This is a genomic window from Pectobacterium aroidearum (assembly GCF_041228105.1).
Taxonomy (GTDB): Bacteria; Pseudomonadota; Gammaproteobacteria; order Enterobacterales; family Enterobacteriaceae; genus Pectobacterium; species Pectobacterium aroidearum.
The window spans coordinates 2,834,023-2,845,780 of sequence record NZ_CP166097.1; the positions used below are offsets into that span (position 1 = coordinate 2,834,023).

The window sequence follows — 11,758 nt, forward strand, 5'->3', positions numbered from 1 at the left end:
TTAACGGATATGGATGTTTAACGGATATGAATGCTTAGCGAATACAGATACATAACAGGCAAGGGTAATACGAATGACAATGACAGATATCGCGCTGGTCGTGTTGATTGCATTAGCGTTGATTTACGCCATCTATGATGAGTTCATCATAGATAAACGCAAAGGGAAAACGTTGCTCTTCGTCCCGCTGAAACGGACGAATCGGCTCGATACGCTGATTTTTATCGGCTTAGTGGGGATTCTTATTTATCAAAATGTGATGAGTAATGGCGCTATTCTCACTACCTATCTTTTGATTTCTCTCGCTTTCATGGCGTGTTATCTGACTTATATTCGTCGACCTAAACTGGTTTTTAAATCAACCGGTTTCTTTTATGCAAATATATTCATTCCTTATACCAGAATTAAAAATATGAATTTATCTGAGGATGGCGTATTAGTCATTGCTCTTGAAAAACGCCGTTTATTAATACAGGTTACGCAGCTTGATGATTTAGAAAAGATATATAAATTTATGATTGAGAATCAATGAGGTAAGCTTATCAGGCAAATTATTTAAAATAGCCAACAATATACACCTGGTTTCCTGGTGGTATTTTAACCCCAATAACCTTGTCGTTATTTTATACGATTAGTCGATTTCAGCAATCAAATGAAAATAATTATCAATTGCATTATTAACACGTAAAACTTTTAGTGTTGTTTACTGCATAAATAATATGGTAAGGTTGCGCCGTCATTGGGGAGTAGCCGATTTCTGATTAATTAATATTCACCGAACTAATCAGAAATGCTCGTATCAACATACTCGTTTTATCTCCTAATTTACAGGAGCATGAACGTGGTGCGGGCGGCCAAGCGTGATTGGCAGGCGAGACCATAGACACGTAAGATCGTCGTTCGGGTTGGGGATGATCTGCGTGTATATGGTTAATCGTCCAGCCGAGGCTATTTACAATGAATATGTCAGCAACACTTATCCTAGCATTTGGTATGTCAATGGATGCCTTCGCCGCGTCAATCGGTAAAGGTGCCGTCCTGCATAATCCTCGTTTCCGTGATGCCATTCGTACTGGTCTCATTTTCGGCGTTATTGAAGCTATCACCCCGCTCATCGGTTGGGCACTTGGTTTCTTTGCCAGCCAATATATTCTCGAGTGGGATCACTGGGTTGCCTTTACGCTCTTACTGATCTTAGGCGGACGTATGGTCGTTGAAGGATTCAAAGGTTCTTCAGACTGTCGCTGCGAAAAAGTCAAAAATCATAGCCTGGCGCTGCTGGTCTGCACGGCTATTGCCACCAGTCTGGATGCCATGGCCATCGGCGTCGGTCTGGCTTTCCTTCAGGTCAATATTCTCCATACTGCGATGGTGATTGGTTGCGCCACTATGATTATGGTTACGCTTGGAATGATGATTGGCCGCTATATTGGCCCAATTCTTGGTAAAAAAGCAGAAGTGATGGGTGGGCTGGTTCTGATTGGTATCGGCTGTAATATCCTGTATGAGCATCTCGGCTACGCCGCCTGATAAAACACACCTACACTAACGGGCAGCCCGACTATCGCGCTGCCCGTTTTTTATTCTGTTTAATTAAGCGACGACGACGCTATCAACACGCTGATGCAAGCGAATAATAAAATCCGTTTCACAACTAAATACGGCAGTCGCTCGCAATCGCTCGCTAACGTCTGGCGTTGCCCGCCAGGCAAAAGGCGTCATTTGCAATAGTGCGGCAGCCTCGTTCCCGGATAACTGCATCGGGTACGCGAGCGTTTGCTGATCCATAAGCTGAAAGCCAGCGAGCACTTCATCTTTACTCGGGTGTAATAACACCTCATCGTAGACTTCCGCTTTCAGTTGATAAAGGTGTCGCGGCCCCGGAGACACCGTCACGACCCAACCACCCACCTTAATGGTGCGCTGTAGCTCAGCGTCATTACACGGCGCGTAGATTTTTACCACTGCATCAAGGGATGCGTCGCTAAAAGGCAGTCTCTGGCTGGATGCAACGCAAAACTCAACATTTTCATACCGCTTTGCCGCACGCTGAATCGCCGCTTTGGATACATCCAGTCCGTAGACCGTCATCGTTCTGTGCGAGGTGAGACGATGCGCCAGCTCCGCGGTGTAATATCCTTCGCCACAGCCGATGTCCAACAGTGCAGTAGCGTCACTTGCCACAATAGTATCAACGTGTTGTGCCACGGCGTCGCGTAGCGGTTGATAGTGACCGGCTTCCAGAAAACTGCGCCGCGCCTGCATCATTTCGGCACTGTCGCCAGGCTGTTTTGAACGCTTAAACTGCACTGGCAACAGGTTAACGTACCCTTCTTTCGCACAGTCAAAGCTATGTTTACCACACGTCCATTGCCGCGGGTGTCGCTCCAGAGGTAACTGGCATAGCGGACACTGATAACTCATCGGCACATTTTCCTCATTAAAAACATCTTTATTGCGTCACGGGTAAAGATAAAACGCAGACAACAAAAAACCCGCACCATGGCGGGTTTTGCAACAGAGCTGTAAAATTACAGCGCAGTGACGTTTACTGCGGAAGGACCTTTCTGGCCATCCTGAATTTCGAATTCTACGTTCTGGCCTTCAGCCAGAGTTTTGAAGCCGTTGCCTTGAATTGCAGAGAAGTGTACGAATACATCTTTGCTGCCGTCAGCAGGAGTGATGAAACCAAAGCCTTTAGACTCGTTGAACCACTTAACCTGACCTTTAATCTTTGCCATTTCAAATATTTCCTTTAATTGTTTAAACCGCCAAAAAGGCGTTATACAGACAAACCAAAGTCGTTACTGCTTGAGGCACTAAGATAAGGATCGGCAGAGAAGCAGCATGCAACGCTAAAGGTTGTACTTAAGTCTTCTTTACTGAAAATGCCATTCATATACAGAACTGTACCTCGTTTTACCCAGAAGCGTTATTACACACTATGTAATCAATGGCAAGGCCTTTTTTATCAGTCGTGGACATGCCGCACAAATTCACGTCATCCCTGATTCATTAATACACGATAAGGTTAGCTGGCGCCTATATTCAGAGGTTGCTTCTGCCCCCGTACAATAAGCGCTCACTGGATTCTATTATGCAAAAAAATACGCGACAACCGTCGCATTTCTGACACAGTCGCACCAGTAATCATAACAAAAAGCTATAATTGGCGGGCGACTATGAAGAGATATTGAACACTAACAACACGCGTGCCCGATAGCAGTCGCTGCTTATATCAATGCTTAAAATCGATTGCCATTTTTATGCTATCTATATCTTTTGCATTAATACATTACATAATAGAAATTATTTATAACCTAACCTTTCGTTACGTCAGGAATTAACTTGTTTGAACCAACAACACTAATAATGCCATTAAAAAAGTCAATAGGACCAAACTTGCCAGCTTCCAACGTCGTTCTGATTTTGTGCTCATATCACTTACAATCCTTTCGTATAAAATAGAGACATCTCTCACATTCTTTATGGTTTATCGGCAGCTACCGTTATTTTCTTAAGGTTACATCAGATTTATCTCTTTTTTTGGCGTAAATTTCACCATGTGTATAACTATGTATAGTCGCGCGACAGTTCACTACCGTTACCGTTAGACTTTCGTTGTAACCTTAAGTACGATTCATTAAATTAAAGCAACATTTCTGTTACTAAAGGAGCATGATGCGTTCCTTACCCGCGCAAGCGCGTGCAACGAGCCTGCGAACAGTGATTTATTGTGTCATGAGACACCCTCCAATATTGCCTCCCTGCCCTTCTCTGCCTCTTGACTTAAATGATATTGATAATTATTCTCAAGTAACACTTTCACGGTTTGTAAGGATATCCGCATGATTGGTTTTCACGCCCGTTTACCCGCCCTGTTTCGTCGCATCGCACTGCCGTGCACGTTACTGCTTTTAGCCGGTACCTCCGCTCAGGCGGCTGAAAAGCTTAAAGTCATCACCACCTTTACCATCATTCAGGATATCGCACAGAATATTGCAGGCGATGCCGCGACCGTCGAGTCCATCACCAAACCCGGTGCCGAGATTCATGATTATCAACCGACACCGCGCGATATTGTGAAAACACAGTCTGCGCAGTTGGTACTGTGGAACGGAATGAATCTTGAGCGCTGGTTTACGCGCTTTTTTGAAAACGTGAAAAATGTGCCCGCCGTTGTGGTAACGGAAGGCATCACGCCGCTTCCAATTCGCGAAGGTGCTTATAATGGCAACCCAAACCCGCATGCCTGGATGTCTCCCTCCAATGCATTAATCTATATTGAAAATATCCGCAAAGGCCTGGTGCAAGCCGATCCTGCTAATGCAGAGACATATAATCGTAATGCCAAAGCCTATGCAGAAAAAATTAAGGCTCTCGACGCACCGCTGCGTGAGCGTCTTTCCCGCATTCCAGAACAACAACGTTGGTTAGTCACCAGTGAAGGCGCCTTCAGCTATCTGACGAAGGATTATCAGTTCAATGAGGTCTACCTCTGGCCAATCAATGCCGACGAGCAAGGCTCTCCGCAGCAAGTGCGTCGGGTTATCGATACCGTGCGCGAAAAATCTATTCCTGTGGTATTCAGCGAAAGTACCGTTTCCGATAAACCAGCCAAACAGGTCAGCAAGGAAACGGGGGCTAAATATGGCGGCGTACTATATGTTGATTCGTTGTCTACAGAAAAAGGCCCTGTGCCAACCTATATCGACCTGTTACAAGTGACGGTGGAAACCATCGCGAAAGGATTTAATCAATGAGTAGCGATCGAGCAGTACAGTCATTAGAAGTCAATGATGTTTCGGTTACTTACAGCAACGGGCATCAAGCTATTCGCCACGCCTCATTTTCCCTGACCGGCGGTACGATTTGCGCCTTGGTTGGCGTAAACGGCAGTGGAAAATCGACGCTGTTCAAAAGCATCATGGGGTTAGTCAAGCCTACCTCTGGGCAGGTACTGCTCAACCAGCAGCCGATCTATCAGGCGCTAAAACAGAATCTGGTTGCCTATGTTCCACAAACAGAGGATGTAGACTGGAATTTTCCCGTTCTGGTGTCCGATGTTGTCATGATGGGACGCTACGGACGGATGAATTTCCTGCGCATCCCGAGTAAACAGGATCGCACCATTGTCGCGGAATCATTGGAACGCGTTGGGCTATCGACGCTGCAACATCGCCAAATCGGTGAACTCTCCGGCGGTCAAAAAAAACGGGTATTTCTGGCGCGGGCACTGGCTCAACAAGGCAGCGTGTTACTGCTGGATGAACCTTTCACCGGCGTAGACGTTAAAACAGAGAACGCCATTATCGATCTGCTACGCACGTTGCGCGATGAAGGCCATTTGATTCTGGTGGCAACCCATAACCTTGGCAGCGTTCCCGAGTTTTGCGACAACGTTATTTTGGTCAATCGTACCGTTTTAGCCGCCGGGCCGACGCACAGTACCTTCACACAAAGCAATTTGGAGAAAACGTTCGGTGGCGTTCTACGACACATCAACCTTGGCGGATCTCATCTTCACGATGATGACGATGTCCGCTCGGTGACAGTGCTGACAGACGATGAACGTCCGGCTGTGTTCTACGGTTCGACCAAGAGCGATCCTCCAGCGTCACGTACAATACCGGAGGAGAAGCAGCCCTGATGATCGATATCCTGTTGCAGCCATTCAGCTATAACTACATGGTCAAAGCGATCTGGGTCAGCGCGATTGTCGGCGGCGTATGCGCTTTTCTTTCAGCGTACCTGATGCTGAAAGGCTGGTCGCTGATGGGCGATGCGCTCTCCCACTCTGTCGTTCCCGGTGTTGCAGGTGCCTATGCATTGGGCCTGCCCTACGCGGCGGGGGCATTTTTTACCGGAATGCTCGCCGCGCTGGCGATGACCCTCATCCGTCACATTACCCGATTGCGCGAAGATGCGATTATCGGTTTTATTTTCTCAACGTTTTTCGCTGTCGGTCTGCTGATCATTTCGCTTAATCCGACATCGGTTAACGTGCAATCCATCATTTTCGGCAATATTTTGGGCATTGCCGACGAAGATATTCTGCAAGTTGAAATCATCATTGGTGTAACGTTCCTGATTCTCTGCCTGCTGTGGAAAGATCTGCTGGCCGTGTTCTTCGATGAAAATCACGCCCGTTCGATTGGCCTTTCTCCGCTAAAGCTGAAAATTCTGTTCTTTACGCTGTTGAGCGCCTGTACTGTCGCGGCGTTGCAAACCGTCGGGGCGATTTTGGTAATCGCAATGGTGATTACACCGGGTGCCACCGCTTACCTGCTCACCGATCGGTTTGGTCGTCTGGTTGTGATATCTATTGCACTGGGCGCCATTACCAGCGCCGTGGGTGCGTATCTGAGCTTTTTCCTTGATGGCGCAACTGGCGGCGTGATTGTCACCTTGCAAACCGTCGTCTTCCTGTTGGCGTTTGTCTTTGCCCCCAAGCACGGGTTACTGGCATCGCGCCGCCTGCGGCTACGCGATCAATCAGGAGATGCATTATGACGCTGATGAGCTGGTTAATTGACCCACTGACCTATCCCTTCATGCAACGTGCGTTACTTGCCGCCGTCGTCACTGGTACGGTCTGCGCGGTACTGTCGTGCTATCTGGTACTGAAAGGCTGGTCGCTAATGGGGGACGCCATTTCCCATGCCGTGCTGCCCGGTATTGTTGTCGCATTTTTACTGGGGATCCCGCTGGTCATCGGCGCTTTCGTTTCCGGTATTTTTTGTGCAGTAGCAACGGGATACGTGAAAGAACACAGCCGCGTAAAAGAAGATACGGTAATGGGGATCATCTTTTCCGGTATGTTTGCTCTGGGGCTCGTCATGTTCGCGCGTATCGATACCGATCAGCATCTAAACCATATCTTGTTTGGTAACGTACTGGGCATCACTCAGCAAGAGCTGACGCAAATCTTGCTGATTGCCGGGGTAACGCTGGGTATTGTGTTATTGAAACGGCGAGATTTCATGCTGTACTGCTTCGACCCCAACCATGCGCGCGTCATCGGCCTGCCCGTTAAGCTGCTGCACTATGGATTGTTAAGCCTGCTAGCAATGACGATTGTTGCATCACTACAGGCTGTCGGCGTTATTCTGGTGATTGCGATGCTGATTGCCCCGGGCATTATTGCCTTTATGGTCTGCAAGCGCTTCGAGCGTATGGTGCTTGTCGCCACGCTGGTTTCCGTCATTTCCTGTATCGCTGGTACGCTGATCAGTTTCTATATCGATGGCGCGACAGGCCCTTGCATCGTTATCGTTCAGGCCTTGTTCTTCACGCTGGCGCTGACATACCACCAGCTAAAACTGCGTCGTCAGTCAGCGTCTCAGGTTGTCACTGACGCGCTATAGCGCTTACTCGCTGCAAGCCTCTGAGCATGACGTAACCGGAAGACCGCTGCCGGTTACGTCACTCATCACGATTCTCTGCCTTCATCCGGCGGATGGGGCGTTATCCTAACCCCGCTATTTTTAATTCCGACTATACTTGTTTCTCGCTATCTGCGCCTATTGTTATCAGTGTGCTATAGATTCCATTTTTATTGCGCTCAATGGGTTACCGTAAACGAATCACCCCAGTGAATAGCAGGGTATCGGCAACATCAACGGGAGGATGACCTTATGTGGCAAGCTATCAGCCGACTTTTGGAAGAGCATCACGGTACTGCGGATATTCAGGAACACAGCGAACTGCCCGGTGGGGAAATACATCCAGCCTGGTATGTCCGTTACGGCGATCATGACGTCTTCGTAAAATGCGATAGTCGTGAAATGTTGGCTAAATTCACCGCTGAAGCCGATCAACTGCACCTGCTGAGCCGCAGCAATACCGTGCGAGTGCCAGCCGTCTACGGTGTCGGTAGTTCACGCGATCACAGCTTCCTGCTTCTGCAATTCCTGCCCGTTAAACCGTTGGATGCCCACAGTGCCTGGTGTCTGGGCGAGCAGTTAGCGCGTCTGCACCAATGGAGCGACCAGCCGCAATTTGGACTGGATTTCGACAACGATCTCTCAACCACGCCTCAGCCAAACAGCTGGCAGCGGCGCTGGGCGACCTTTTTTGCCGAACAGCGTATTGGATGGCAGTTACAGCTGGCAGCAGAAAAAGGGATGCATTTTGGTCACATTGAAACGCTGATCGCACGCGTAGAAGAACGTCTGGCGGGGCATCAGCCACAGCCGTCGCTCTTGCACGGCGACCTGTGGCCAGATAACTGTGCGAATAGCCAGGATGGCGCTTATCTGTTCGATCCGGCCTGCTATTGGGGAGACAGAGAATGTGATTTGGCGATGTTGCCGCGCTACCCAGCCCTGCCCGCACAAATTTATGATGGCTACCAAAGCGTATGGCCGCTGGATAAAGGCTTTATCGATCGCCAGCCTATTTACCAAATTTATTATCTGCTTAACCGCGCCAATCTTTTCGGCGGCAAACATATCGTTGAGGCGCAACAACTCATTGAGCGGCAGTTGTTAATCTAGGGTGAGACGTTTGTTCTAAGATGAGAGATGGGACAGGAAGGATACGGAGTCTGGCGCAACCATTGCGCCAGACCGTCATTCAGACGGGTAGCCCTAACAAGCGCAGCACCAGATAACCCACACCAGCGATAATCACCGGCAGGATATAAAGCGGAAAGAATTGCACGAAAATCGTATGCCCAGGAACAATGACACGTGATTCCAACGTCTCACGCGTGTTCCCGCCATCCGCTTTCATCTTTTCCAGAATCAGTTGATCTTCAATGCCTTCCTTTATTGCCTTCGCCTGACGAGACATCCGGGCACCCGAAACCTGCAAAGCCAGGCCAATAAAAATCAGGATGTAGATCAGCCAAAACATCAGCGTCGCGGCACTAAAAAAGCGCGTAAAATCCGGCACCGGCGAATTGAACCAAAAAATGTTCAGGAAAGGCGTATTAAATCGCACCATGTCGACCATCAAATGCAGAAAATCCAGGAGAACAGCGTCAATACCCTGTTTTTTCTGGGTATACGCGTAGAGATAGTTAGCCAGCGAGACGAAAGTTGAAAGCAGCGCGGGAATAAAAAGGATCCATCCGGCAATGCGTTTAACGACGGCAATACGGCCAGCCTGTTGATACGTCATGAGAACCCCTTCTTAGCGACGCACATCGGTAATATATCGTTTTAGTACGACGGGTAGCCTACTGTAAGTTTACGAGCAGTCAACACTTTATCTCCCCCACCGCCTGATAAGCCACAATGACGACATTACCCCTCTCATATAGCAGCGAGCGCATTGACTGTATTCCTCGCCCGTCCGTGAAATTTGTCCTGATGGGTAAACGCTTCGCGTTTTGTCCTGCAACTCGACTTCTTTAGGGTATAGTTTACCATTAAATTTCCTTTTTCTTTGCTGACGGAGCCAGTGGTATGTCCTTTGATTCTTCTATACGAGCGGCGATTTTCGATATGGATGGGCTGCTGATTGATTCAGAACCGTTGTGGGATAAAGCAGAGCTGGAGGTGATCGCTTCGCTGGGCGTTGATATTTCATTGCGACACACAATGAAAGACACGCTGGGCCTGCGCATCGATATGGTTGTTGAACTTTGGTATCAGCACTCACCCTGGACGACACCAAGCCGGGACGAGGTTGTTCGCCGTATTATCGATCGCGCCATCGAACTCGTTGCCGAACAACGCCCGCTTCTGCCCGGTGTCGAGCATGCACTTCAACTATGCCGTGAACAGAATCTCAAAATTGGGCTGGCTTCCGCGTCACCGCTCCATATGCAGCAGCAGGTGCTGCGCATGTTTAACCTGGATCACTACTTTGATGTCTTAATGTCAGCCGAAGCGCTGCCGTATAGCAAACCGCATCCTGAAGTGTATTTGAATGCAGCAAACGCGCTCGGCGTTTCCCCCACGCAATGCGTGACGCTGGAAGATTCGGTGAATGGCATGATCGCCACCAAGGCAGCACGCATGCGTTCAATCGTTATTCCGCAGGCCGAATTCCGCGCTGATGCACGATGGGCGTTAGCCGATTATAAGCTGGACTCCCTGAATCAGCTGACCGCTGAACACCTGCTGCTAGTGTAGGAATTTAATGTAGGAATAAAGAAGCGAAAGAATAGAAAACAAACATTGCAGGATATAACGAAAGTGTGGTCAGCCAATCGACTGACCACACTTTAGGTATTACAGGAAATCAGCGCGCTTAGGCGAGAAAGCATCGATCAGAACGCTGCCATCTTCCAGCGAGACCACGCCGTGCATCTCGTTTTTCACCGCCAGATAGGCGTCGCCGGTTTTCAGGATACGTTTTTCACCTTCGATCACGACTTCAAAGCTGCCAGCGGCAACATAAGCAATCTGATCGTGAATTTCATGAAAGTGCGGCGTACCGATGGCACCTTTATCAAAGTGCACGTAGACCATCATCAGCTCATCGCTCCAGGTCATGATCTTACGTTTAATGCCACCGCCCAGCTCTTCCCACGGGGTTTCATCATCAATAAAGTATCTTCTCATTATCATCTCTCCTCTAACGCTTGTATTGCCCATACCTTCTATTGCGTCAACAAACCGTGCACGACAACGAGTGTATGACTATGGATTGCGACATTTTAGCCACATCAGTACCAGAAGAAACATAAAATAAGCAAAACCATGACGGCCCTCAAGAAATAAATAAAACATTATTTCATTTTTATTGAATTCACATCCCATCCAAACTATCATCCCGCATAACAAGAAAGAACCGGGCACGTTGAGGAACAGGTGACGTTGTCACTGCCACGCAACATCATCTGTTTCGCCCGGCGCTTTCACCAGGAATGATTCCTGCTTCAGGAATCGCGCCTGATTTTTGTTTTTCTCTGAAAGAGAGGCTAAGCAATGCAAGTTCGTCAAAGCATTCACAGCGATCACGCGAAGCAACTGGATACCGCCGGCCTACGTCGTGAATTTCTGATCGAGCAGATTTTTTCTGCCGATGCCTACACTATGACCTATAGCCACATCGACCGAATCATCGTCGGTGGCATTATGCCCGTACACAGCGCCGTGACGATTGGCGGTGAAGTGGGCAAACAACTCGGCGTCAGCTATTTCCTGGAACGCCGCGAATTCGGCGCCATCAACATTGGCGGCGCAGGCATCGTGACTGTCGATGGCGAACGCTATGACGTGGGTAATGAGGAAGCAATCTATGTTGGTATGGGCGTGAAAGACGTGCAATTTACCAGCGCCGATGCGGCTAATCCCGCCAAGTTCTACTACAACAGCGCGCCAGCACATACGACATACCCTACCCGCAAGATTACTCAGGCTGACACCTCACCACAAACTGTGGGTGAAGATGCCAGTTGCAATCGCCGTACAATTAATAAATACATCGTTCCCGATGTATTGCTGACCTGCCAGCTCACAATGGGATTAACCAAGCTGGCCGAAGGCAGCCTATGGAACACCATGCCTTGCCATACGCATGAGCGCCGAATGGAAGTCTATTTCTATTTTGACATGGACGATGAAACGGCCGTTTTCCACATGATGGGTCAACCGCAGGAAACCCGTCACATAGTTATAAAAAACGAGCAGGCGGTGATTTCACCGAGCTGGTCGATTCATTCCGGTGTTGGCACCAGACGCTACACCTTCATCTGGGGCATGGTTGGCGAGAATCAGGTTTTCGGTGACATGGATCACGTCAAGGTTAGCGAGTTACGTTAATCGCTTTCAACCGGAATTACCGGTGTTCCCTACAGTAA

The 11,758-nt window shown here is 48.6% G+C and carries 14 protein-coding genes and 1 riboswitch; of the genes, 9 read left to right on the forward strand and 5 right to left on the reverse strand.

Annotated elements, in window-relative coordinates:
* Nucleotides 1-73: 73 nt before the first annotated feature.
* The gene (locus AB8809_RS12995) at nt 74-532 is read left to right on the forward strand and encodes a DUF986 family protein (protein WP_349856283.1); all 459 of its coding nucleotides are present in this window, start codon (nt 74-76) and stop codon (nt 530-532) included.
* 197 nt (nt 533-729) lie between these two features.
* Nucleotides 730-932: riboswitch (yybP-ykoY riboswitch) on the forward strand.
* A 25-nt stretch (nt 933-957) separates the two neighbouring features.
* Nucleotides 958-1,530, forward strand: a complete 573-nt coding sequence (mntP, locus tag AB8809_RS13000) for a manganese efflux pump MntP (RefSeq protein ID WP_015840159.1) — start codon at nt 958-960, stop codon at nt 1,528-1,530.
* Nucleotides 1,531-1,593: 63 nt separating this feature from the next.
* On the opposite strand, the gene rlmA is transcribed toward mntP, so the two are convergent.
* From rlmA to AB8809_RS13015, 3 genes are all read right to left on the reverse strand, one after another.
* On the reverse strand, nt 1,594-2,424 hold the full coding sequence (gene rlmA / locus AB8809_RS13005; protein ID WP_349856284.1) for a 23S rRNA (guanine(745)-N(1))-methyltransferase: 831 nt from the start codon (nt 2,422-2,424) through the stop codon (nt 1,594-1,596).
* Nucleotides 2,425-2,531: 107 nt separating this feature from the next.
* A complete protein-coding gene (cspE, locus tag AB8809_RS13010) occupies nt 2,532-2,741 on the reverse strand; it encodes a transcription antiterminator/RNA stability regulator CspE (protein ID WP_005968829.1) in 210 nt (69 codons plus the stop codon).
* Nucleotides 2,742-2,782: 41 nt separating this feature from the next.
* Entirely contained in the window at nt 2,783-2,899 is a 117-nt protein-coding gene (locus AB8809_RS13015) for a DUF2627 domain-containing protein (protein ID WP_085996916.1), read from the reverse strand.
* A gap of 949 nt (nt 2,900-3,848) precedes the next feature.
* Between AB8809_RS13015 and AB8809_RS13020 the strand changes: the two genes are divergently transcribed.
* The 5 genes from AB8809_RS13020 (at nt 3,849) to AB8809_RS13040 (ending at nt 8,498) form a co-directional block, all read left to right on the forward strand.
* Complete coding sequence (locus tag AB8809_RS13020; protein ID WP_349856285.1) at nt 3,849-4,763, forward strand: metal ABC transporter substrate-binding protein; 915 nt, start codon at nt 3,849-3,851, stop codon at nt 4,761-4,763.
* Nucleotides 4,760-5,650, forward strand: coding sequence for a manganese/iron ABC transporter ATP-binding protein (locus AB8809_RS13025; protein WP_180776873.1), 891 nt, complete (start codon nt 4,760-4,762; stop codon nt 5,648-5,650). The genes AB8809_RS13020 and AB8809_RS13025 overlap by 4 nt, the downstream gene beginning before the upstream one ends.
* Complete coding sequence (locus tag AB8809_RS13030; RefSeq protein ID WP_180776874.1) at nt 5,650-6,513, forward strand: metal ABC transporter permease; 864 nt, start codon at nt 5,650-5,652, stop codon at nt 6,511-6,513. The genes AB8809_RS13025 and AB8809_RS13030 overlap by 1 nt, the downstream gene beginning before the upstream one ends.
* Nucleotides 6,510-7,367: a metal ABC transporter permease gene (locus tag AB8809_RS13035; RefSeq protein WP_015840154.1), complete on the forward strand. Its 858-nt coding sequence runs from the start codon at nt 6,510-6,512 to the stop codon at nt 7,365-7,367. The genes AB8809_RS13030 and AB8809_RS13035 overlap by 4 nt, the downstream gene beginning before the upstream one ends.
* Nucleotides 7,368-7,637: 270 nt before the next feature.
* Nucleotides 7,638-8,498: a fructosamine kinase family protein gene (locus AB8809_RS13040; RefSeq protein WP_349856286.1), complete on the forward strand. Its 861-nt coding sequence runs from the start codon at nt 7,638-7,640 to the stop codon at nt 8,496-8,498.
* 79 nt (nt 8,499-8,577) lie between these two features.
* Here AB8809_RS13040 and AB8809_RS13045 read toward each other — a convergent pair whose 3' ends face one another.
* Nucleotides 8,578-9,126 (reverse strand): YniB family protein, encoded by a 549-nt coding sequence (locus tag AB8809_RS13045; protein WP_015840152.1) that lies wholly within the window; start codon nt 9,124-9,126, stop codon nt 8,578-8,580.
* A gap of 287 nt (nt 9,127-9,413) precedes the next feature.
* Here AB8809_RS13045 and hxpB point away from each other — a divergent pair, with 287 nt between their 5' ends.
* Entirely contained in the window at nt 9,414-10,085 is a 672-nt protein-coding gene (gene hxpB / locus AB8809_RS13050; protein WP_015840150.1) for a hexitol phosphatase HxpB, read from the forward strand.
* Nucleotides 10,086-10,184: 99 nt separating this feature from the next.
* On the opposite strand, the gene AB8809_RS13055 is transcribed toward hxpB, so the two are convergent.
* Nucleotides 10,185-10,517, reverse strand: a complete 333-nt coding sequence (locus tag AB8809_RS13055; RefSeq protein ID WP_010275594.1) for a cupin domain-containing protein — start codon at nt 10,515-10,517, stop codon at nt 10,185-10,187.
* A gap of 366 nt (nt 10,518-10,883) precedes the next feature.
* Here AB8809_RS13055 and kduI point away from each other — a divergent pair, with 366 nt between their 5' ends.
* Nucleotides 10,884-11,720, forward strand: a complete 837-nt coding sequence (kduI, locus tag AB8809_RS13060; RefSeq protein ID WP_349856287.1) for a 5-dehydro-4-deoxy-D-glucuronate isomerase — start codon at nt 10,884-10,886, stop codon at nt 11,718-11,720.
* Nucleotides 11,721-11,758: the final 38 nt, after the last annotated feature.